General features: G+C 37.2%; 21 protein-coding genes. 17 read left to right on the top strand and 4 right to left on the bottom strand.

Annotated elements, in window-relative coordinates:
* From SB773_RS35375 to uvrC, 8 genes are all read left to right on the top strand, one after another.
* The coding region (locus tag SB773_RS35375; RefSeq protein WP_486304294.1) for a BclA C-terminal domain-containing protein at nt 1-831 on the top strand (831 nt) is incomplete at its 5' end.
* Nucleotides 832-1,023: 192 nt separating this feature from the next.
* Nucleotides 1,024-2,709 (top strand): long-chain-fatty-acid--CoA ligase, encoded by a 1,686-nt coding sequence (locus tag SB773_RS20575; protein ID WP_113734146.1) that lies wholly within the window; start codon nt 1,024-1,026, stop codon nt 2,707-2,709.
* Nucleotides 2,710-2,815: 106 nt separating this feature from the next.
* Nucleotides 2,816-3,403, top strand: coding sequence for a fatty acid metabolism transcriptional regulator FadR (fadR, locus tag SB773_RS20570; protein WP_012261773.1), 588 nt, complete (start codon nt 2,816-2,818; stop codon nt 3,401-3,403).
* An 11-nt stretch (nt 3,404-3,414) separates the two neighbouring features.
* Nucleotides 3,415-4,191, top strand: coding sequence for an enoyl-CoA hydratase (locus SB773_RS20565; protein ID WP_131246698.1), 777 nt, complete (start codon nt 3,415-3,417; stop codon nt 4,189-4,191).
* Between the two features lie 78 nt (nt 4,192-4,269).
* A complete protein-coding gene (gene etfB / locus SB773_RS20560) occupies nt 4,270-5,043 on the top strand; it encodes an electron transfer flavoprotein subunit beta (protein ID WP_002088867.1) in 774 nt (257 codons plus the stop codon).
* Between the two features lie 36 nt (nt 5,044-5,079).
* A complete protein-coding gene (gene etfA / locus SB773_RS20555; protein WP_002015402.1) occupies nt 5,080-6,057 on the top strand; it encodes an electron transfer flavoprotein subunit alpha in 978 nt (325 codons plus the stop codon).
* A 211-nt stretch (nt 6,058-6,268) separates the two neighbouring features.
* Complete coding sequence (gene trxA, locus SB773_RS20550; RefSeq protein WP_000974757.1) at nt 6,269-6,583, top strand: thioredoxin; 315 nt, start codon at nt 6,269-6,271, stop codon at nt 6,581-6,583.
* A 155-nt stretch (nt 6,584-6,738) separates the two neighbouring features.
* Nucleotides 6,739-8,523 carry an excinuclease ABC subunit C gene (uvrC, locus tag SB773_RS20545; RefSeq protein ID WP_060751130.1) on the top strand — a complete coding sequence of 595 codons (1,785 nt, stop codon included), beginning with the start codon at nt 6,739-6,741 and terminating at the stop codon, nt 8,521-8,523.
* Between the two features lie 115 nt (nt 8,524-8,638).
* Here uvrC and SB773_RS20540 read toward each other — a convergent pair whose 3' ends face one another.
* Nucleotides 8,639-9,088, bottom strand: a complete 450-nt coding sequence (locus SB773_RS20540; RefSeq protein ID WP_002015405.1) for a YslB family protein — start codon at nt 9,086-9,088, stop codon at nt 8,639-8,641.
* Nucleotides 9,089-9,386: 298 nt separating this feature from the next.
* Between SB773_RS20540 and sdhC the strand changes: the two genes are divergently transcribed.
* The 4 genes from sdhC to SB773_RS20520 all read left to right on the top strand — a co-directional run bounded on the left by sdhC (nt 9,387) and on the right by SB773_RS20520 (nt 13,263).
* Nucleotides 9,387-10,013, top strand: coding sequence for a succinate dehydrogenase cytochrome B558 (gene sdhC, locus SB773_RS20535; RefSeq protein WP_002015407.1), 627 nt, complete (start codon nt 9,387-9,389; stop codon nt 10,011-10,013).
* Nucleotides 10,014-10,026: 13 nt separating this feature from the next.
* Nucleotides 10,027-11,820, top strand: a complete 1,794-nt coding sequence (gene sdhA / locus SB773_RS20530) for a succinate dehydrogenase flavoprotein subunit (protein ID WP_410591774.1) — start codon at nt 10,027-10,029, stop codon at nt 11,818-11,820.
* Nucleotides 11,813-12,574, top strand: a complete 762-nt coding sequence (sdhB, locus tag SB773_RS20525; protein ID WP_002088861.1) for a succinate dehydrogenase iron-sulfur subunit — start codon at nt 11,813-11,815, stop codon at nt 12,572-12,574. The genes sdhA and sdhB overlap by 8 nt, the downstream gene beginning before the upstream one ends.
* A 245-nt stretch (nt 12,575-12,819) precedes the next feature.
* Nucleotides 12,820-13,263, top strand: a complete 444-nt coding sequence (locus SB773_RS20520) for an acyl-CoA thioesterase (protein ID WP_131246695.1) — start codon at nt 12,820-12,822, stop codon at nt 13,261-13,263.
* Nucleotides 13,264-13,299: 36 nt separating this feature from the next.
* On the opposite strand, the gene SB773_RS20515 is transcribed toward SB773_RS20520, so the two are convergent.
* Complete coding sequence (locus SB773_RS20515) at nt 13,300-14,079, bottom strand: M15 family metallopeptidase (protein ID WP_410591771.1); 780 nt, start codon at nt 14,077-14,079, stop codon at nt 13,300-13,302.
* A 264-nt stretch (nt 14,080-14,343) separates the two neighbouring features.
* Between SB773_RS20515 and motA the strand changes: the two genes are divergently transcribed.
* The gene (gene motA, locus SB773_RS20510) at nt 14,344-15,138 is read left to right on the top strand and encodes a flagellar motor stator protein MotA (protein WP_131246693.1); all 795 of its coding nucleotides are present in this window, start codon (nt 14,344-14,346) and stop codon (nt 15,136-15,138) included.
* Entirely contained in the window at nt 15,128-15,916 is a 789-nt protein-coding gene (motB, locus tag SB773_RS20505; RefSeq protein WP_002184884.1) for a flagellar motor protein MotB, read from the top strand. The genes motA and motB overlap by 11 nt, the downstream gene beginning before the upstream one ends.
* Nucleotides 15,917-15,944: 28 nt before the next feature.
* Here motB and SB773_RS20500 read toward each other — a convergent pair whose 3' ends face one another.
* Complete coding sequence (locus SB773_RS20500; protein WP_088034118.1) at nt 15,945-16,772, bottom strand: 5'-nucleotidase, lipoprotein e(P4) family; 828 nt, start codon at nt 16,770-16,772, stop codon at nt 15,945-15,947.
* A 343-nt stretch (nt 16,773-17,115) separates the two neighbouring features.
* Here SB773_RS20500 and SB773_RS20495 point away from each other — a divergent pair, with 343 nt between their 5' ends.
* From SB773_RS20495 to SB773_RS20485, 3 genes are all read left to right on the top strand, one after another.
* Entirely contained in the window at nt 17,116-18,000 is an 885-nt protein-coding gene (locus SB773_RS20495; RefSeq protein ID WP_410591767.1) for an ABC transporter ATP-binding protein, read from the top strand.
* 2 nt (nt 18,001-18,002) lie between these two features.
* Nucleotides 18,003-19,229 (top strand): ABC transporter permease, encoded by a 1,227-nt coding sequence (locus SB773_RS20490; protein ID WP_410591765.1) that lies wholly within the window; start codon nt 18,003-18,005, stop codon nt 19,227-19,229.
* Nucleotides 19,230-19,347: 118 nt separating this feature from the next.
* The gene (locus tag SB773_RS20485; protein WP_002088848.1) at nt 19,348-19,779 is read left to right on the top strand and encodes an Rrf2 family transcriptional regulator; all 432 of its coding nucleotides are present in this window, start codon (nt 19,348-19,350) and stop codon (nt 19,777-19,779) included.
* A 60-nt stretch (nt 19,780-19,839) separates the two neighbouring features.
* Here the strand turns inward: SB773_RS20485 and SB773_RS20480 are convergent, their stop codons facing one another.
* Nucleotides 19,840-20,505, bottom strand: a complete 666-nt coding sequence (locus SB773_RS20480; RefSeq protein WP_002067333.1) for an aquaporin — start codon at nt 20,503-20,505, stop codon at nt 19,840-19,842.
* Between the last annotated feature and the right edge of the window lie 59 nt (nt 20,506-20,564).

Genomic DNA, 20,564 nt, shown 5'->3' with positions numbered 1-20,564 from the left:
GGTTCAACGGGAGTAACGGGAGCGACAGGTTCAACGGGAGTAACGGGAGCGACAGGTTCAACGGGAGTAACGGGAGCGACAGGTTCAACGGGAGTAACGGGAGCAACAGGAGTAACAGGTCCAACAGGAGCAACGGGGGCAACAGGTGAAACAGGTGAAACGGGAGCAACGGGAGCAACAGGAGCAACAGGTCCAACAGGCCCAACAGGCCCAACAGGAGCAACAGGAGCAACAGGAGCAACGGGAGTAACGGGAGCAACGGGAGAAACAGGAGCAACAGGAGCAACAGGAGCAACAGGAGCAACAGGAGCAACAGGAGCAACAGGAGCAACAGGAGCAACAGGAGTAACGGGAGCAACAGGTCCAACAGGAGCGACAGGAGCAACAGGTGAAACAGGAGCGACGGGAGTAACAGGTACAAGTATCACGGCAACATATGCATTTGCAAATAATACTTCGGGTACAGCGATATCGGTACTGCTTGGTGGAACAAATGTCCCACTTCCGAATAATCAAAATATCGGTCCCGGAATTACAGTGTCGGGGGGGAACACTGTATTTACGGCCGCAAATGCGGGGAATTATTATATTTCATATACAATTAATATAACGGCTTCATTATTAGTTAGTTCGCGAATTACAATTAATGGTGCACCGCTTGCTGGAACTATCAATTCCCCTGCATTAGCAACGACTTCATTTAGTGCGACAATTATTACGACTCTTGCAGCGGGGAGTGCAATTAGTTTGCAGTTGTTTGGATTGTTAGCTGTTGCCACGTTATCAACGACTACACCTGGTGCAGTTTTAACGATTATAAGATTAAGCTAAGTAACGTGAACTCTCTTATTCTTTTAAAATTAGGAGAGTTTCTACATATAATAAGAAGTTAAGGAAGTAAAGCATAGTTATAAAAAGTCAGAATATTATGATTGTAACGATGTTACGACTATAATATAATGAAAACAACCATCATGAATGAACATTCATTTATTTTCACAAGTATTGGAAGGGGGAATGAGAGTGGAAAAACCTTGGTTGCAGAGTTATCCAGAGGAAATCCCAGGTACGATTTCATATGATATTCAGCCACTTCATGGATATTTAGAGAAAATGGCTGCTCGTTATCCAGAAAAGAAAGCGCTTCACTTTTTAGGTAAAGATGTTACATTTTCAGATTTCCATGACAAGGTAAAGAAATTTGCGAATTACCTTCAAAGGCTTGGTATTGAAAAAGGCGATAGGGTTGCGATTATGTTACCGAATTGTCCGCAATCTGTAATTGGTTATTATGGTACTTTGCTTGCGGGGGGGATTGTTGTACAAACGAATCCTCTTTATACAGAAAGAGAGCTTGAGTACCAACTTCATGACTCAGGGGCAAAAGCTATTCTTTGCCTGGATTTAGTGTTTCCGAGAGTTACTAATGTTCAAACTGCAACAAAGCTTGAGCATATTATCGTAACCCGTATTGCAGATTTTTTACCATTCCCTAAAAATTTACTTTATCCATTTGTACAAAAAAAGCAGGCAAATCTTGTTGTGAATGTGTCGGAAAGCGAAACGATTCATCTTTGGAAATCGGTAGAAAGAGAAAGCAATGCTGATGTTGAAGTTCCATGTGATCCTGAAAATGATCTAGCCCTTTTGCAGTATACAGGGGGAACGACAGGGTTTCCAAAAGGGGTTATGTTAACGCATAAAAACCTCGTTTCGAACACTTTAATGGGAGCGCATTGGTTATATAATTGTAAAGAAGGAGAAGAGGTAATTCTTGGTGTTCTTCCGTTTTTTCATGTGTACGGGATGACAGCTGTAATGAATTTAAGTATTATGCAAGGATATAAAATGGTGCTTATTCCGAAGTTTGATATGAAAATGGTTTTTGAAGCAATTAAGAAACATAAAGTTACACTATTTCCAGGAGCACCAACCATTTATATTGCTCTATTAAATAGTCCTCTTTTAAAAGAATATGATATTTCTTCAATTCAGGCTTGTATTAGTGGTTCTGCACCGCTTCCTGTAGAAGTGCAGGAGGAGTTTGAGAGAGTTACAGGTGGTAAATTAGTAGAAGGTTATGGATTAACGGAGTCATCACCAGTTACACATGGGAATTTTTTGTGGGAAAAGCGTGTGCCGGGAAGTATTGGGGTACCGTGGCCGGATACAGAGGCAATCATCATGTCACTTGAAACAGGAGAGTCATTACCTCCAGGTGAAATTGGTGAAATTGTTGTAAAGGGCCCACAAATTATGAAAGGGTATTGGAATAAGCCAGAAGAAACGGCAGCTGTACTGCAAGATGGCTGGCTCCATACAGGTGATGTAGGATACATGGATGAGGATGGCTTTTTCTATGTGAAAGATCGTAAGAAAGATATGATCGTTGCTAGTGGCTTTAACGTATATCCTCGTGAAGTAGAAGAAGTGTTATATGAACACGAAAAGGTGCAAGAAGTGGTAACAATCGGTGTTCCTGATCCTTACCGAGGGGAAACTGTAAAAGCGTTTGTTGTTTTGAAAGAAGGCGCTGAGTGTTCTGAAGAAGAATTAGATCAGTTTGCACGTAAATATTTAGCAGCTTACAAAGTTCCGAAGGTATATGAGTTTAGAAGTGAGTTGCCGAAGACGACAGTCGGAAAAATTTTACGTCGTGTCCTAATAGATGAAGAGAAGAGAAAGAATGAGGATGAGCAAACGGGCTAAGGCCCTTTCTTTTTGAAAAAATAGGATTGACACTTTTCTAAATAGTCAGTATTATAAGAATATGAATGACTATTCATTCAGTCATCTTCTTGAAGGGGACAGTAAAGTGAAGAAAAATAGACCGAAATACAATCAGATTATTGATGCTGCAGTCATTGTGATTGCGGAGAATGGATACCATCAAGCGCAAGTTTCTAAAATTGCAAAGCAAGCTGGGGTAGCTGATGGCACGATTTATTTATATTTTAAAAATAAAGAAGATATATTAATATCCTTATTCCAAGAGAAGATGGGAGAATTTGTTGAAACAATTCGTCAAAAAATAGCAGGAATTGAAAGCGCTGTAGCGAAGTTATTCATGTTGGTAGAAACGCACTTCTTGCTGTTGTCACAAAATGATCCTCTTGCTATCGTTACGCAATTAGAGCTAAGGCAGTCCAATCAAGACTTGCGCCTTAAAATAAATGAAGTATTAAAAGGCTACTTACAAGTTATGGATGAGATTTTAGAGACAGGTATAAAGCAAGGTGAATTTCAGGCGGATTTAAACGTTCGCGTGGCAAGACAAATGATCTTTGGAACAGTAGATGAAGTTGTGACCAATTGGGTAATGAGCGATCATAAGTATGATCTGGTCGCACTTTCAAAAACGGTACATGGGCTACTTATTGCAGCTTGTGGTTATCGTCAATAATGGGAGGGATCATGTTGAAATTCCTATCTGTAAAAGTTGAAGATCATATCGCGGTGGCGACGTTAAATCATGCGCCAGCTAATGCGATGTCTTCACAAGTTATGCATGACGTTACTGAATTAATCGATCAAGTGGAAAAGGATGATAACATTCGTGTTGTTGTTTTACATGGTGAAGGACGCTTCTTCTCAGCAGGGGCAGATATTAAAGAATTTACATCTGTTACTGAAGCGAAGCAAGCAACAGAGTTAGCACAGCTTGGACAAGTTACGTTTGAGCGTGTTGAAAAATGCTCAAAACCAGTTATTGCGGCAATTCATGGAGCGGCACTTGGCGGCGGCCTTGAGTTTGCTATGTCTTGCCACATGCGCTTTGTAACTGAAAGTACAAAGCTTGGTTTACCTGAATTAACACTTGGATTAATTCCTGGTTTTGCAGGTACACAGCGCTTACCACGTTATGTTGGTAAAGCGAAAGCTTGTGAAATGATGTTAACAAGTACACCAATTACTGGTACAGAAGCATTACAATGGGGACTTGTTAACGGAGTGTTTTCTGAAGAATCCATTTTAGAAGATACGCTTAAAATTGCAAAACAGATTGCTGGAAAAAGCCCAGCAACAACTCGTGCTGTGCTAGAGTTATTACAAACGACAAAGTCGTCTCATTATTATGAAGGTGTACAGCGTGAATCACAGATTTTTGGTGAAGTATTTACGAGTGAAGATGGAAGAGAAGGCGTAGCAGCGTTTTTAGAAAAACGTAAGCCTTCATTTAGTGGTAGGTAGTCTAATTATTTTTTTAATAAAAATTAACAGAATTTTAAAATTGATAGAATCTTTCTGAAAAATAAGGGGGTAAATGGAATGAACATCTACGTACTCATGAAACGAACATTTGATACAGAAGAAAAAATCGTAATTAAAAACGGTGCAATTTACGATGGCGAAGCGGAATTCATCATCAACCCTTACGATGAATATGCGATTGAAGAAGCGATTCAAGTAAGAGATGCACAAGGTGGAGAAGTTACTGTTATAACAGTTGGTGGCGAGGATAGTGAAAAAGAACTTCGCACAGCATTAGCGATGGGCTGCGATAAAGCGGTACTAATTAACATTGAAGATGATGTTGAGAATGGTGACCAATTTACAACAGCAAAAGTGCTCGCTGAATATTTAAAAGATAAAGAAATCGATTTAATTTTAGGCGGGAACGTTGCGATTGACGGTGCATCTGGACAAGTTGGTCCACGAGTAGCTGAAGCGTTAAATATCCCATACGTAACGACGATTACGAAGCTTGAAATTGATGGTACAAATGTGAAGATTGAGCGTGATGTTGAAGGGGATACAGAAGTAATTGAATCATCATTACCTCTTCTAGTAACAGCGCAACAAGGTTTAAATGAACCGCGTTATCCATCACTTCCAGGTATTATGAAAGCGAAGAAGAAGCCACTAGAAGAAGTAGAATTAGATGATTTAGATTTAGAAGAAGATGATGTGGAAGCAAAAACAAAAACAATTGAAATCTATTTGCCTCCTAAGAAAGATGCAGGAAAAGTGTTACAAGGCGAGCTGCAAGATCAAGTAAAAGAACTTGTATCGTTGCTCCATACAGAAGCGAAAGTAATCTAATAAAATACGAAATTATATATGCAGGAGGGAAAATCTATGGCTCGTAAAGTATTAGTAATGGGTGAAGTTCGTGATGGATCGCTACGTAACGTTTCGTTTGAAGCGGTAGCAGCAGCAAAAACAATTGCAGAAGGCGGTGAAGTGGTAGGTCTTCTAGTTGGAGACAGCGTTGCCTCTTTTGCAAATGAATTGATTCATTACGGTGCAGATCGCGTTGTGACAGTTGAAAATGATAAATTAAAATCATATACATCTGATGGATATGCACAAGCGTTTTTAGCTGTATATGCTGAAGAAAAGCCAGAAGGCATTGTATTTGGACATACGGCACTTGGTAAAGATTTATCACCAAAATTAGCAGCGAAATTAGAAGCTGGTTTAATTTCTGACGTAACGGCTTTAGAAGTTGAAGGTGGAAATGTTATCTTCACTCGCCCGATTTACTCTGGCAAAGCATTTGAGAAGAAGATTGTAACAGATGGTATATTATTTGCGACAGTGCGTCCAAATAATATTGCAACTCTTGAAAAAGACGAGTCTCGCACAGCTGACGTGTCTTCTATTACAGTAGATGTGAAAGATTTACGTACAATCATTCAAGATGTTGTCCGTAAAACTGCAGAAGGTGTTGATCTTTCTGAAGCGAAAGTTATTATCGCTGGTGGACGCGGTGTGAAGAGTGAAGAAGGATTTAAACCGTTAAAAGAATTAGCTGACGTACTCGGCGGCGCAGTTGGAGCATCACGTGGTGCTTGTGATGCAGAGTACTGTGATTATTCATTACAAATTGGTCAAACAGGTAAAGTTGTTACACCAGACCTATACATTGCATGCGGGATTTCTGGTGCGATTCAGCATTTAGCTGGTATGTCTAATTCAAAAATAATTGTTGCGATTAATAAAGATCCAGAAGCTAGTATCTTCAAAGTAGCTGACTATGGTATTGTCGGTGATCTGTTTGAAGTATTACCTCTTTTAACAGAAGAGTTTAAAAAGTTAAAAGTACATTCATGATTTGAGTACCCTTGAGTTCCAAGTGAAGTACCCCTATATATAGAAAAAGGTGAGAGATCCCCTGTCTCTCATCTTTTTAGTATTTCATCCATATTTTTATATAGTATAAAGGAACATTTTTTTGTTACAATACATAACGATACATAATATTCGCCACGTATAAAAGTTAATGATATACTCTTGGTAGAATATACTTGAAGGAGGAAATAAAATGGCAATTATAAATGCAAATGACCAAAGCTTCGCAGCTGAAACTAGCGAAGGTGTTGTACTATTAGATTTCTGGGCGCCTTGGTGCGGACCTTGTAAAATGATCGCTCCTGTATTAGAGGAAATCGATTCAGAGTTAGGTGAGAAAGTAAAAGTAGTAAAAGTGGACGTTGATGAAAATCAAGAAACTGCTCGTCAATTCGAAGTAATGAGCATTCCAGCTCTTTTCGTATTAAAAGACGGTAAAGTGGTTGATCAAGCGTTAGGATATAAACCGAAAGAAGCGTTAGTAGAATTAGTTTCTAAACACTTCTAAAATAAAAGAAGCTACCATTTGGTAGCTTTTTTTATTTTCTTTTTTACAACCTTTCCGTTACAATAAAAGAACGTATGTTGGGTGTTTTGGCATAGTATGTTTTTATGTGAAAATAAAAATGATAAGCATAAGCATGTAGAAATGGAGGGAGACGAGTGCACGAGCATTTAAAAGAGAAGTTAGCAATTTTGCCCGATCAACCTGGTTGTTATTTAATGAAGGATAAGCAGGGAACGGTTATATATGTCGGAAAAGCAAAGGTACTCAAAAATCGTGTGCGCTCGTACTTTACTGGTTCGCATGATGGGAAAACACTTCGGCTTGTTGGAGAAATTGTTGATTTTGAATATATTGTGACTTCCTCAAATTTGGAGGCTCTTATTTTAGAGTTAAATTTAATAAAAAAATATGATCCAAAATATAATATTCAATTAAAAGATGATAAAACATACCCTTTCATTAAAATTACAGCTGAAAAACAGCCGCGCTTACTCATTACGCGAAATGTAAAAAAGGATAAAGGAAAGTACTTTGGGCCTTATCCAAATGCGCAATCGGCACATGAAACAAAGAAATTATTAGATCGTATGTATCCACTTCGTAAATGTTCAAATATGCCAGATAAAGTTTGCTTGTATTATCATATGGGTCAATGTTTAGCACCTTGTGTGAAAGAAGTAACGGATGAGCAAAACAAAGAAATTGTTGATGAAATTATTAAATTCTTAAACGGTGGGCATAAAGAAATTCGTTCAGAATTAGAAACGAAGATGTATGAGGCTTCAGAAAAGCTAGAATTTGAACGGGCGAAAGAGTTGCGAGATCAAATTGCTCATATTGATGCAATTATGGAAAAGCAAAAGATGATTATGAGTGATTTAGTGGATCGTGATGTGTTTGGATATGCAGTTGATAAAGGGTGGATGTGTGTTCAAGTTTTCTTCGTTCGAAAAGGAAAGCTAATTGAACGTGATGTTTCTATGTTCCCGATTTATGATGAACCAGAAGAGGGATTTTTAACTTTTATCGGTCAATTTTATGAAAACAGTAGTCATTTCAAGCCGAAGGAAATTGTTGTTCCAGGAAGTATAGATTCAGAATTAGTAGAGCGTTTTTTAGAAGTTGAAGCGACACAGCCGAAGCGTGGGAAGAAAAAAGACCTTGTAGAATTAGCAAATAAAAACGCAAAAATTGCACTAGAAGAGAAATTTCACTTAATTGAACGTGATGAAGAGCGGACGGTTAAAGCCATTGATAATTTAGGGAAGCAGCTGGGCATTGAAACCCCATATCGTATTGAAGCGTTTGATAACTCGAATATTCAAGGGACAAATCCCGTTTCCGCAATGATTGCTTTTATCGATGGGAAACCAGCAAAGAAAGAATATCGGAAATATAAAATTAAAACGGTTCAAGGTCCTGATGATTACGAATCTATGAGGGAAGTTGTAAGACGCCGTTATACGAGGGCGCTTAAAGAGAATTTACCTTTACCAGATTTAATCATTATTGATGGTGGAAAAGGCCATCTGGCCGCTACAAGTGATGTTTTGGAGAACGAACTCGGTTTATATATTCCGATGGCAGGGCTTGTAAAAGATGACAAACATAAAACCTCCCATTTAATTATTGGAGATCCACCTGAACCTGTGATGCTTGAGAGGAATAGCCAAGAATTTTATTTATTGCAACGCATTCAAGATGAAGTGCATAGATTTGCAATTACATTCCATCGCCAGTTGCACGGGAAATCGGTCATTCAATCAGCATTGGATGATATTCCAGGAATCGGCGATAAACGAAAAAAGGTATTGCTAAAACATTTTGGTTCATTAAAAAAGATGAAAGAAGCTTCCATATCGGAATTTGTCGAAGCAGGTATGCCGAAAAATGTAGCGGAGACAATTTATACTTATTTAACAGATAAGAAGACGTTGTAGTTTACAACGTCTTCTGTTTTTTGGTATAATTTCTGAAGATTTAAAATAAACGCACCTAAATGAATATACAAAAAAGTCAACTAAACTTATATGTCTAGTTGACTGTAAGTAGATGCTACACTTCAATGAGATCTTTTATATCCCATTTAACAAGAAATGTAATAGAGTCTGAACGCTTTTTCTGTTCCTCATAGGACTCTGCAACGACGTTTCTTTGTCTTTGAATTTGCTCGGCGATAAATCCAGCTTCTAATTGATAAGATGAATGTCTTTTTTGTTTTTGACGCTCAGTAATAAGTGTACCTTTAAGTTGAAACTGCATTTCACGACGTTTATGTTCAATGATACTTAAAGTGCCCCAACCAGCTTTTTCAAAAAACTGAATGACTTCTTCAATTGTTTCTAGCGGATATTTTCTCGCAAGGTTTCTACCGGCCCAGTATAAAATACCATCTAAATCGTTACCAATTAAATCAGGTAGTAATTCTTCACGTAGCAATTCATAAGCGAAGGCGTTCAATGAAACATCTTCTAAAGATGTTATATCGATTGTATTTTTGCTCACAATATTCCCCTCTTTCTATAGGGATTATTATATAACATTTTTCATTTATAAAAATAGATTTTTCTTTGGGGAAATCTGAATATATAAGAAAAAAAAAGAATTGGCAAATTATATGCAAATTATGTATACGTTTTCTTGACGCTTCGACAAAAATAGGGGTAAAATGAACTTGTTATCAAATTATGCTGAAATATTTTGAATAATTTTTTCAGTTTTTCTTATGCCAATAGTGAAAAAACATTATTGTTGTAAATTAATCTGAAAACAGCAGTCAAACATTCAAGGGGGTAATGGGGACATGAAAGGCCGCGAGTATACGTTTCGTAAGTGGCACTCATTAATGGGGGTCATTCCGGTTGGTGTCTTTTTGACGCAACATTTAATTGTAAACAACTTTGCAACAAGAGGAGCAGAGGCTTTTAACAAAGCTGCAGGCTTTATGGAGCTCCTTCCATTCCGGTATGCGCTAGAAATTTTCATCATCTTTTTACCTATACTGTACCATGCTATATATGGCTTATATATTGCATTTACAGCTAAGAACAATGCGGTATCTTACGGCTATTTCCGTAACTGGATGTTCGTCTTCCAACGAATTTCAGGTATCGTTACGCTGATTTTCATTTCTTGGCACGTCTGGGAAACTCGTATTCAAGCATTGTTAGGTAAAGAGGTAAACTATGATATGATGGCAGATATTTTAAACAACCCATTTATGTTTGGTTTCTATTTAGTTGGTGTTGTTTCAACAATTTTCCACTTTGCAAATGGACTATGGACATTCTGTATAAGCTGGGGAATTACAGTATCTCCACGTTCACAAAGAATCTCTACTTATGTAACATTAGCTATTTTCTTAGGTCTATCTTATGTAGGTGTGAGTGCATTATTAGCGTTCATCGATCCACAGCTAGCAAACCAGTAAGGAGTGGGAGAGCATGAAAGGGAAACTTATAGTAGTCGGCGGTGGCTTGGCCGGCTTAATGGCAACGATTAAAGCGGCAGAAGCAGGAGTAAATGTTGAACTATTTTCTTTAGTACCAGTAAAACGTTCACATTCTGTATGTGCCCAAGGTGGAATTAACGGTGCCGTAAATACAAAAGGTGAAGGGGATTCTCCATGGATCCACTTTGACGATACAATTTATGGTGGGGACTTCTTAGCGAACCAACCACCAGTTAAAGCGATGTGTGATGCAGCACCTGGTATTATTCATTTAATGGATCGCATGGGTGTTATGTTCAACCGTACGGAAGAAGGACTTCTGGATTTCCGTCGTTTCGGTGGAACACAACATCACCGTACAGCATTTGCTGGCGCAACAACTGGTCAACAATTACTATATGCATTAGATGAGCAAGTACGTCGTCATGAAGTAGCAGGACTTGTAACGAAATATGAAGGTTGGGATTTCTTACGAGCTGTTGTAGATGGTGAAGGTGTGTGCCGAGGAATCGTCGCGCAAGACTTACAAACTATGGAGATAAAAAGTTTCCAAGCTGATGCCGTGATTATGGCAACAGGGGGCCCTGGTATCATCTTTGGAAAATCAACAAACTCTATTATTAATACAGGTACAGCAGCGTCTGCTGTATATCAACAAGGTGCATATTATGCGAACGGTGAGTTCATTCAAATTCATCCAACGGCAATTCCTGGAGACGATAAGTTACGTCTTATGAGTGAATCTGCACGTGGTGAAGGTGGACGTGTTTGGACGTATAAAGATGGTAAGCCATGGTACTTCTTAGAAGAAAAATATCCAGCTTACGGAAACCTTGTACCTCGTGATATTGCAACGCGTGAAATCTTTGATGTTTGCGTAGAGCAAAAACTAGGTATTAACGGTGAAAACATGGTGTACTTAGATCTTTCTCATAAAGATCCGAAAGAACTAGATATTAAACTTGGTGGAATTATTGAAATCTATGAGAAATTTACAGGTGATGATCCTCGTAAACTACCAATGAAAATCTTCCCAGCAGTTCACTATTCAATGGGCGGATTATGGGTTGATTATAAGCAAATGACAAGTATTCCAGGTTTATTTGCAGCAGGTGAGTGTGATTATTCTATGCACGGTGGTAACCGCCTTGGTGCGAACTCATTATTATCAGCAATTTACGGTGGTATGGTAGCAGGACCGAACGCAATTGAGTATATGAAAGGTCTTTCTAAATCATCTGATGCTGTTTCATCTACTGTATATGAGCAAAATGAATTAATTGAAACAGAGAAATTTAACAATATTTTAATGCTTGATGGTAACGAAAATGCATATGTTCTTCATAAAGAGCTTGGAGAATGGATGACAGATAACGTTACAGTAGTTCGTGAAAATAAAAAGTTACTAGAAACTGATGCGAAAATTGAAGAGTTAATGACGCGTTACAAACGCATTAACATTAACGATACAGCAAGATGGAGTAACCAGGGTGCTTCATTTACACGCCAACTTGCAAATATGTTCGAGTTAGCACGTGTTATTACAATTGGCGCATATAACCGTAATGAAAGCCGCGGAGCGCATTACAAACCAGAATTCCCAAATCGTGATGATGCAAACTTCTTAAAAACTACGATGGCGAAATTTGAGGGAGAAGGAAAGGCACCAGCATTCCATTACGAAGAAGTGGATGTTTCATTAATTAAACCACGTAAACGTGACTATTCCTCAAAACATGATGTAGCTGCTAAGGGTGAAGAGAAGGGGGATAAACAACATGTCTGAGAAAACAATCCGCCTCATCATTACGAGACAAGATGGCCCAGATGCACAAGAGTTTGACCAAGAGTTTGAAATTCCATATCGTCCTAATATGAATATTATTTCGGCGCTTATGGAAATTCGCCGTAATCCTGTCGACTCAAAAGGGAACCAAACAACTCCGATTGCATGGGATATGAACTGCTTAGAGGAAGTATGTGGAGCATGTTCGATGGTGATTAACGGAAAACCACGTCAATCATGTACAGCCCTTATTGACCAGTTAGAGCAACCAATTCGCTTAAAGCCGATGAAGACATTCCCGATTGTACGTGATTTACAAGTTGACCGTAGCCGTATGTTTAACGCGTTAAAACGTGTTAAGGCTTGGATTCCAATCGACGGTACGTATGACCTAGGACCAGGTCCAAGAATGCCAGAGAAAAAGCGTCAATGGGCATATGAACTTTCGAAATGTATGACATGTGGTGTTTGCTTAGAGTCATGTCCGAACGTAAACAGTAAGTCTGACTTTATTGGACCAGCACCGCTTTCACAAGCGCGTTTATTTAACTCGCATCCAACTGGTGAAATGCATAAAGCAGATCGCTTACGTGCAATTATGGGTGATGGAGGACTTGCAAACTGTGGTAACTCTCAAAACTGTGTGCAATCATGTCCGAAAGGTATTCCATTAACAACTTCAATTGCAGCATTAAACCGTGATACAACAATTCAATCGTTCAAAGATTTCTTTGGTAGCGACAATAACTATTAATAAATATTGCCTCTTCATGTTGAAGAGGCAATATTTATAACTTTATATTTCTGTTTATTCTGTTTATCCCGCATTAACGGGCAGTAAAACTCCCACCTCAAAATTCAGGTGGAGCAAAGAAGCTAGGTGGGAGATCAACTGCCCGTAAACGCCCGATTGGTTCAACTAATAATCAGTGGGGGATGAACAAAACCCCCACTGATTAAAGTTTCACTTTATTTTAAGGGCGAAAAGGAGAGGGAACGATGAAGAGAATTTCTTATATTGAAGACTTTGAGCAATGGGAAAGTGGTTTTTCATTTTATAATTCTGTCAAAGTTCGTTTTGGTGAAGTAGATATGTTTGGACATGTAAATAATGTCGTTGCTTTTACATATTTTGAAGAAGCGCGTATCGCATTGTTTAAAGAACTCGGATTTATGCAAGAATGGACACATGAATCATCAGAAACGATGATAGTCGTCGCAGATCTACAGTGCAATTTTATTAAACAAATTTATTTTGATGAGCAGTTGAAAGTATATGTAAAGGCGGGAGCGGTTGGGAATTCCTCTTTAGATTTACACTATATGGTCAAAAATGCAGAAGGAGAAGTTTGTTTAGTTGGACGCGGTATGATGGTCCAAGCATCGAAAAAAACTGGAAGAGGCGAACCGTGGCCGGAGGAATGGAAAAAATTGCTGATATAATAGAATAAAAGAAAAATAAGAGAGCGATTCGCTCTCTTATTTTTTGTCCTCCATCGCCTCTTCTAATGTTAGATGGTGTTTATATATGTATGCGGCATATGGATTGCCGACGTAGCGTAAGTGCCACGGTTCGTATGAATATTCTGTTGTCTTTGTTTTATCCTCTAAATAACGAATGACAAATCCGAACTCATGGGCATGTTCTGCAACCCATTTTCCTTCTGCTGTCTCTCCGAAGATTGGTTCTAATTGGAATTTAGCAGATTTTGAGCTAATATCCATTGCTAGACCAGTTTGATGCTCACTTGTTCCAGGAATTGCACTTACCGAATCAGCTTCAGCTTTTCCTTGGCGTTTAATATATGTGTTATGTAATGACTGTTGGCGTTTGTAAGAACGGTAACCTGAAACTGCTGTAAGTTCTAAACCTTCTTCTTTTGCTGCTTGGAACATCTGCTCAAGAGCGTCTGCAGCATCTTTACGAAGTAATGTTTTCTCTTTATCTTTTGGACTAGTAAATGGTACGTTCGGTTTCGTCAAATCTTCTGGAATGTACCCATCTGGTAATTTACGATGTTTATTGACTAATACAAGAGCAGAATCTGGATTTGTTACAACGGAAAAATTATTATCTAGTTTCTTTGCGTTATGATTAGCTTTTGGAAAAGCAGGAATCTCTTCTTTTGGATGGTTACTATGTTTTTGACTTTCGACAGCTTTCGCCTCATTTTGCAGTGGTGATTTAGAAGCAAAGTAAGCGAAAGATGTGATACCGATTACAATAGTAATGGCAGAAATAATTATTATCTTTTTCATGATACCTTGTAATCACTGTCCTTTCTTAATAAAATATGTATCGCTTTTATTATAAGTCTAGTTTATTGAAAAAGAAATATAAGAGTCATAACGTAATAAAAATGCAAAGAAAATGTCAGAAAATGTGTGAAATTGTAGTATTTTTTCATATAATTCATTTCTTATCTTTCATGAAGTTCATTTTTTATGTAATATATGTATATAAGAAGATGTAGCGATTATCGAGAATAAAAGACCTCTGGTATAGACTAGGAGTGAATGGGAATGGATTTTGCAACAATTATTGGAATCATTTTAGGAGTATTAGCGGTAGTCGTAGGGATGGTCGTCAAGGGCGCTGACATAACAGCCTTACTAAATCCTGCCGCAGCACTAATTATTTTCGTCGGTACATTTGCTGCAGTGTGTATTGCCTTTCCGATGAATCAACTAAAAAGAGTTCCAAAATTATTTAAAGTTCTTTTTGGTTCAAATAAAAAAGATTTAAGTTATGAACAATTGCTAGAATTATTTGTTCATTGGACATCTGAGAGTAGAAAATACGGTATTTTGTCTTTAGAGCAACAATTAGATGAAATTAAAGATGAATTTCTTTTGCGTGGGATGAAATTTGTTATTGATGGTGTATCTGCAGAGGATTTAGAACAAATTTTAGAAGCCGAATTAGAAGCGATTGAAGAGAGACATGCAAAAGGGGCTGCTATTTTTTCGCAAGCTGGTACATATGCACCTACACTAGGGGTTTTAGGTGCTGTTATTGGTCTTGTAGCTGCACTTGGAAATTTAACTGATATTGAAAAGCTAGGGCATGCTATTTCAGGTGCGTTTATTGCAACGATTTTCGGTATTTTTTCAGGTTACGTATTATGGCATCCATTTGCAAATAAATTAAAGCAAAAGTCTGCTGCTGAATTAGAGAAGAAACGTTTAATTATTGATTGTTTATTAATGTTACAAGAAGGTACATATCCGTTTATTATGAAGAACCGCATTTTAGGTGCACTTTCTGCAACTGAGCGTAAAAAGCTAGAAAAAGGAGCAGAAAAAAATGCGGAGTAAGAAAAATAGAAGAGGTAAAAAGAAAAAACATGATGAGCATATCGATGAAACTTGGTTAATTCCATATTCTGATATGTTAACGTTGTTATTTGCATTGTTCATCGTATTATTCGCAATGAGTAGTATAGATGCTGCGAAGTTTAAACAGATGGCAGTTGCTTTTCGAAGTGAGTTAGCCGGTGGAACAGGAAATAAAGAATTTTTAAGCGATCAAAAACCAAATGAGGAAAAAGAATTATCAGCAAATAGCCTTGAGGCAGAACAAGCAAAAAAACAAGCGGAAGATAGAGCTAAAGAAAAAAAAGAAATGGATGAGTTGAAAGCATTACAAAAAAAGATTGATCAATATATTAATGAGAAACAACTATCCTCTTCTTTTCAAACTAAGTTAACTGAAAAAGGATTAATGTTAACGATATTAGAAAATGTACTATTTGATTCAGGGAAAGCAGATGTGAAGTTGGAATCGTTAGGGATTGCAAAAGAGATGTCTAACCTACTTGTTTCAGCATCACCTCGTGAAATTACAGTGTCGGGTCATACAGATACGGTTCCTATCGCAAATGCTCAGTTTGCATCAAACTGGGAGTTAAGTACACAGCGTGCAGTTAATTTTATGCAGGTGTTACTCCAAAATAAAGAATTGCAACCAGAAAAATTTAGTGCAGTTGGTTATGGAGAATACCGTTCAATTGCACCAAATGATACGCCAGAAGGAAAAGCGAAAAATAGACGTGTAGAAGTATTTATTTTACCTTTAACAAGAAATATGCAATAAAAGAGGATGGCGAAGGCCATCCTCTTTGTTATTTTGCATCAAATGATTTTAAATTGTCACGACGGATTTTGTCTTTTTCTGCATCTGATTTTTTGAAATTATAGTCATATAGAGCACCTTCCCAATCACCGTACATTGGATTAGGGAAAATGATGAATTTCTCACCAAATTGTGCTTTTGATTCTGCTACTGTTTCATTGCGATCTTTCACAGATTTTCCATCAAAACCAGTGAAATCAGATAAGTTGTCACCGAAGAATAGGACGATGTCATGTGTCTGAGAAACAAGTTCACGACGCTTTTCTTTCCCTTTTTCTTTCGGGTCCTGTAGTAATATATGTTCTTTCGTCGCTTGAGGAGCACCTACGCGCTCAAGGTTTTTAATTGTTGCATCTAGTTGATTTGTTTTACGATTTGAGATGTAGTAAATATCTACACCTTTAGACTCTGTATATTTTAAGAAATCAATAGCGCCTGGAAGAGCGTCAGCTTCAGCCTTATTAATCCAATCGTCCCATTTATAAGGATAGCCTTTTCCTGTTTTTACGCTCATTGCTTGATGAGGACTGTTATCTAAAACAGTTTCATCTAGATCAAGTACGATAGCAGGTTTTTTTTCTGTCCCTTTTGCAAGAGCTGCATCAAGCTTTAATTGACCAATATTGTAGCCTTGGTAGTAAAGTGCTTTCGTTTCGCCAGCTGTTTGATACCATAAATCGGCCATCAATTGCTGGTCTGTTAATTGTACTTTCTCTTCTTTTGCCACTGTTTTCTCAGCTGTTCCTGAACATGCTACAAGCGATGTGGAAAGAACGGCTATAGATAATAAACTGGTAATACCCCTCTTCATCTTCATATGTATCCTCCTCGATGTTAGAAAATCATCTTATATTATATATTAAAATATAAAAATTTTTTTATGAACATTTGCATATTGTCTTTTGTATATATAGTAGTATGTCCTATATTAGAAAGATGGGAAAAATAACAAAAAGTGATTTGACGTGTTTTATTGTCGAAATGACAATTATAATTGACAAATATATCTTTGTTATTTACAATTTTAACTAAATAAAACAAATGGTGGATGGAGGATCATGATACGTATAAAAGATTGAAATATAGTACTATATTTTATTTCGAACAATCATAGTCTTTAATAGAGAGTACGAATGATACTAAAGGGGAGGCTTTATACATTGAGTTTACAAATTCAAAACTTAACAAAAATATTCGGAGAATCTAAAGCGGTTAATGGTTTGCAAATCTCGTTACCGAAAGGTGAAGTGTTAGGGTTACTTGGCCGAAATGGTGCAGGGAAAACAACGACAATTAAAATGTTACTAGGTTTATTAACGCCAAATGAAGGTTCTATTACGTGGGATGGAAAATCATTTGGTGATAGCGGGGTAACAATTGGATATTTACCAGAAGAAAGAGGCTTATATACAAAAAGTAGAGTAATAGACCAGTTGCGATATTTTGGTAGATTAGAAGGAATGACGAAAAAAGAAGTAGATCTTGCAATTGATTACTGGTTAGAGCGCTTAGCAATCCCAGAATATAAATTCAAAACAGCAGGAGAACTTTCAAAAGGGAATCAGCAAAAAATTCAATTGATTGCTGCTCTTCTTCATGATCCAGAACTTCTTATTTTGGATGAACCATTTAGCGGACTTGATCCAGTTAATGCTGGAATGTTGGCTAGTATTATTGGAGAACAAGTACAGAGCGGAAAGACAATTATTTTATCTAGTCACCGTATGGAGCAAGTAGAGGCTTTTTGCCAACATGTATGTATTTTGAAAAAAGGTGAAGCAGCCGTAGAAGGACAATTAAGTGATATTAAGAAAGAATACGGTTTTCGTAATTTAACAATCGAAGATATAGCAGAGAATGAAAAGGGATTAGAAGCTATACATGTCCCGTATGAAAAACAACAAGGCCTTCTTTATGTGAAAGTACAAGATGATGCAGAAGCTCTAAAGATTTTGCAACAATTGCAAGAACAAGGTGTTGGTTTACGACAATTTAAAATGTTAGAGCCGACGTTAAACGAAATCTTTGTAGAGAGGGCGAAATAAAGATGCGTAAATTTTCTCATGTATTTTCATTTTATTTTAAGGAAGCGTTTTTATCTAAAAAATCATTAATTACGAGTGCGATTTTATTTTTAGTTGTGTTTGGTATTTTTGCATTTAATCATTTTACTTCAGGCGATGATAAAAATAAGGATAAAGATAAAATTGCAGTTGTAGTAGAGAGCTCCACATACAAAGTACAAAAAGAAGAGCTAAATAAGCTATTGCCATCAGCAAAAATAACGGTCGGTTCAAAGGATGATTTTGATAAACTGCATAAGCAAGTAGAAGAAGGCGATTTAGATGGTCTATTCCATGTGACGGAAAAGGATGGGACTCCAGCAGTTACATATATGTTTAATAAGTTACCTAGTGAAACAACTTCTACAATTATAGCTAGTTATTTAAAAGCGCAATATACGGCGGTAACAATTGCTAAACATAATGTTTCACCGGAAATCGCACAGCAATTGCAAACCGAAATTTCTGTGAAACAAGAAGCGATAAAAGATCGTTCTGCTTCCGCAGGAATCGCATATTTCTTTACATTTGCTTTGTATATGTTTATTATCATGTTCGGAAGTACAATTGCGATGAATATTGCTTCTGAAAAAGCTTCTCGCGTTATGGAAGTTATGATTCCGAAAGTAAAACCACTTACGATGATGTATGCGAAAATTTTAGCGGTTGTTTCAACGGCGTTATTACAACTTGCCATATTGGCATGTGGTTACTTGGTTCCTTGGTTACTAGGATGGGTAGATTTAGAAAATGGTTCATTATTTGGAGCGCCAATTGATTTTACAAAGATAGATGCACAAGTTATCGGTATGTTCCTTATTTATTTTGTTACAGGATATTTCCTTTATGCGATGATGTATGCGGCTGCTGGAGCGGTTGTCTCTAGGACTGAGGATTTACAAGGTGTTATATTGCCAGTATCGATTTTAATAATGGCCGCGTTCTTTATAAGTATTAAATCGCTAGGTGATCCAAATAGTACTGTTGTTGTTGTAAGTTCTTACGTTCCATTCTTCAGCCCGATGATCACATTCTCACGCTTTGTAGCTGGTGAAGCTGGTATGTTAGAAATTACGATAACAATGGCGGTTCTTTTAACAACAATCGGTATATTAAGTGCTGTTACAAGCCGCATTTACGTAAATGGTGTAATGAATTACTCAGAAAAAGTGAAATTTAAAGATTTAGCGAAATTTATAAAGCGTCAATAAGGAGAGGAAAGCATGGTTTTCTAATGGAATCATGCTTTTTCTTTATGTATAAATTGAAAATAGTATATAATGATAAGAGTCGTCTTTTAATAGAATGAATAAAAAGGAGGGTGTGCAGATGGGAATTAGTAGTCGTTTTACAGTAGGTGTTCATATGTTAACGTTACTTGCAATAGATCGAAACTCTCGCTGTACCTCTGAATGGATTGCTGGTAGTGTGAATACAAATCCGGTTGTGATTCGTCGCATTACAGGAATGTTGAAGAGAGCAGGACTTGTTGATGTACAAGCTGGTAAAGGTGGTACGACACTTGCTCGTGATTTAGATGAAATTACATTACTTGATGTATATAAAGCTGTGGAAGTTGTAGAAGAAGGACATCTATTTTCTTTCCATGAAAATCCCAACATTGAATGTCCAGTAGGAGCTAATATTCAATCGGTATTAGAGATTATTTTAATACAATCGCAAGAAGCGATGGAAAACGTGCTTGCAAATGTAACGGTGCAGCAATTAGTTACAAATTTAAAGTCGAAAATTAAAGAATAAAAAAAGCGAGCTTCCTCATGATGAGGGCTCGCTTTTTTTTATTCGGAAATATTGAAAGTTCTATTTTTCCGTATTTAAAATAAACTTTCCTACAACAGCTGCTACGATACCACCAAAAATTGGGGCAACGATGAACACCCATAGTTGAGAAATTGCTTCTCCGCCAGCGAATAGAGCTGGTGCGATACTACGAGCTGGGTTAACAGATGTTCCAGTTAACGGAATACCTAATAAGTGAATTAATACTAATGTGAAACCAATTACTAGTCCAGCTAAAGAAGAACTTCCCTTTTTACCTGTTACAGCAACGATAACTAAAACAAATACGAAAGTTAAAATGAATTCAACTAAAAATGCTCCAGATAAACCAAGAGTTCCAAAACTATTTTGTCCTAAATTATCTAAAGGTAATTTAGCAGATCGTAAAATTGTTACTAACGTTGCAGTTCCTAATAAACCACCTAAAATTTGAGCTAATAAATAATAGCTAAGTTCCATAGCGTTCATTCTTTTGTTGATGAACATAGCGATTGATACTGCTGGGTTAATATGACATCCAGAAATTGTTCCAATGCTATATGCCATAGCCACGATAGATAATCCGAAAGCCATAGCGATACCTAATGTTCCAATTCCTTCAATTCCGCCACCAATGACAGCTACTCCAGTTCCGAATAATACAAGTACAAATGTACCAATAAATTCAGCAATTGCTTTTTTTAACATAATTTACCTCCTATTAATGCACATGAAACGTATTATAACATAAGTTTTAGTATAAACAG

The organism is Bacillus sp. SIMBA_074 (assembly GCF_046534555.1).
Classification (GTDB): domain Bacteria; phylum Bacillota; class Bacilli; order Bacillales; family Bacillaceae_G; genus Bacillus_A; species Bacillus_A mycoides.
The sequence above is the reverse complement of the archived record's forward strand: the minus strand, read 5'-3'. Positions and strand labels throughout refer to the sequence as shown.

Excerpts from the sequence above, each read along its gene's own strand:
- SB773_RS20500 (WP_088034118.1), bottom strand. The coding sequence starts at position 16,772 with ATGAAGATGAAGAGGGGTATTACCAGTTTATTATCTATAGCCGTTCTT.
- etfA (WP_002015402.1), top strand. The coding sequence starts at position 5,080 with ATGGCTCGTAAAGTATTAGTAATGGGTGAAGTTCGTGATGGATCGCTA.
- SB773_RS20565 (WP_131246698.1), top strand. The coding sequence starts at position 3,415 with ATGTTGAAATTCCTATCTGTAAAAGTTGAAGATCATATCGCGGTGGCG.
- SB773_RS20480 (WP_002067333.1), bottom strand. The coding sequence starts at position 20,505 with ATGTTAAAAAAAGCAATTGCTGAATTTATTGGTACATTTGTACTTGTA.
- motB (WP_002184884.1), top strand. The coding sequence starts at position 15,128 with ATGCGGAGTAAGAAAAATAGAAGAGGTAAAAAGAAAAAACATGATGAG.
- SB773_RS20490 (WP_410591765.1), top strand. The coding sequence starts at position 18,003 with ATGCGTAAATTTTCTCATGTATTTTCATTTTATTTTAAGGAAGCGTTT.
- sdhA (WP_410591774.1), top strand. The coding sequence starts at position 10,027 with ATGAAAGGGAAACTTATAGTAGTCGGCGGTGGCTTGGCCGGCTTAATG.
- SB773_RS20520 (WP_131246695.1), top strand. The coding sequence starts at position 12,820 with ATGAAGAGAATTTCTTATATTGAAGACTTTGAGCAATGGGAAAGTGGT.
- sdhB (WP_002088861.1), top strand. The coding sequence starts at position 11,813 with ATGTCTGAGAAAACAATCCGCCTCATCATTACGAGACAAGATGGCCCA.
- SB773_RS20515 (WP_410591771.1), bottom strand. The coding sequence starts at position 14,079 with ATGAAAAAGATAATAATTATTTCTGCCATTACTATTGTAATCGGTATC.
- SB773_RS20485 (WP_002088848.1), top strand. The coding sequence starts at position 19,348 with ATGGGAATTAGTAGTCGTTTTACAGTAGGTGTTCATATGTTAACGTTA.
- sdhC (WP_002015407.1), top strand. The coding sequence starts at position 9,387 with ATGAAAGGCCGCGAGTATACGTTTCGTAAGTGGCACTCATTAATGGGG.
- trxA (WP_000974757.1), top strand. The coding sequence starts at position 6,269 with ATGGCAATTATAAATGCAAATGACCAAAGCTTCGCAGCTGAAACTAGC.
- etfB (WP_002088867.1), top strand. The coding sequence starts at position 4,270 with ATGAACATCTACGTACTCATGAAACGAACATTTGATACAGAAGAAAAA.
- motA (WP_131246693.1), top strand. The coding sequence starts at position 14,344 with ATGGATTTTGCAACAATTATTGGAATCATTTTAGGAGTATTAGCGGTA.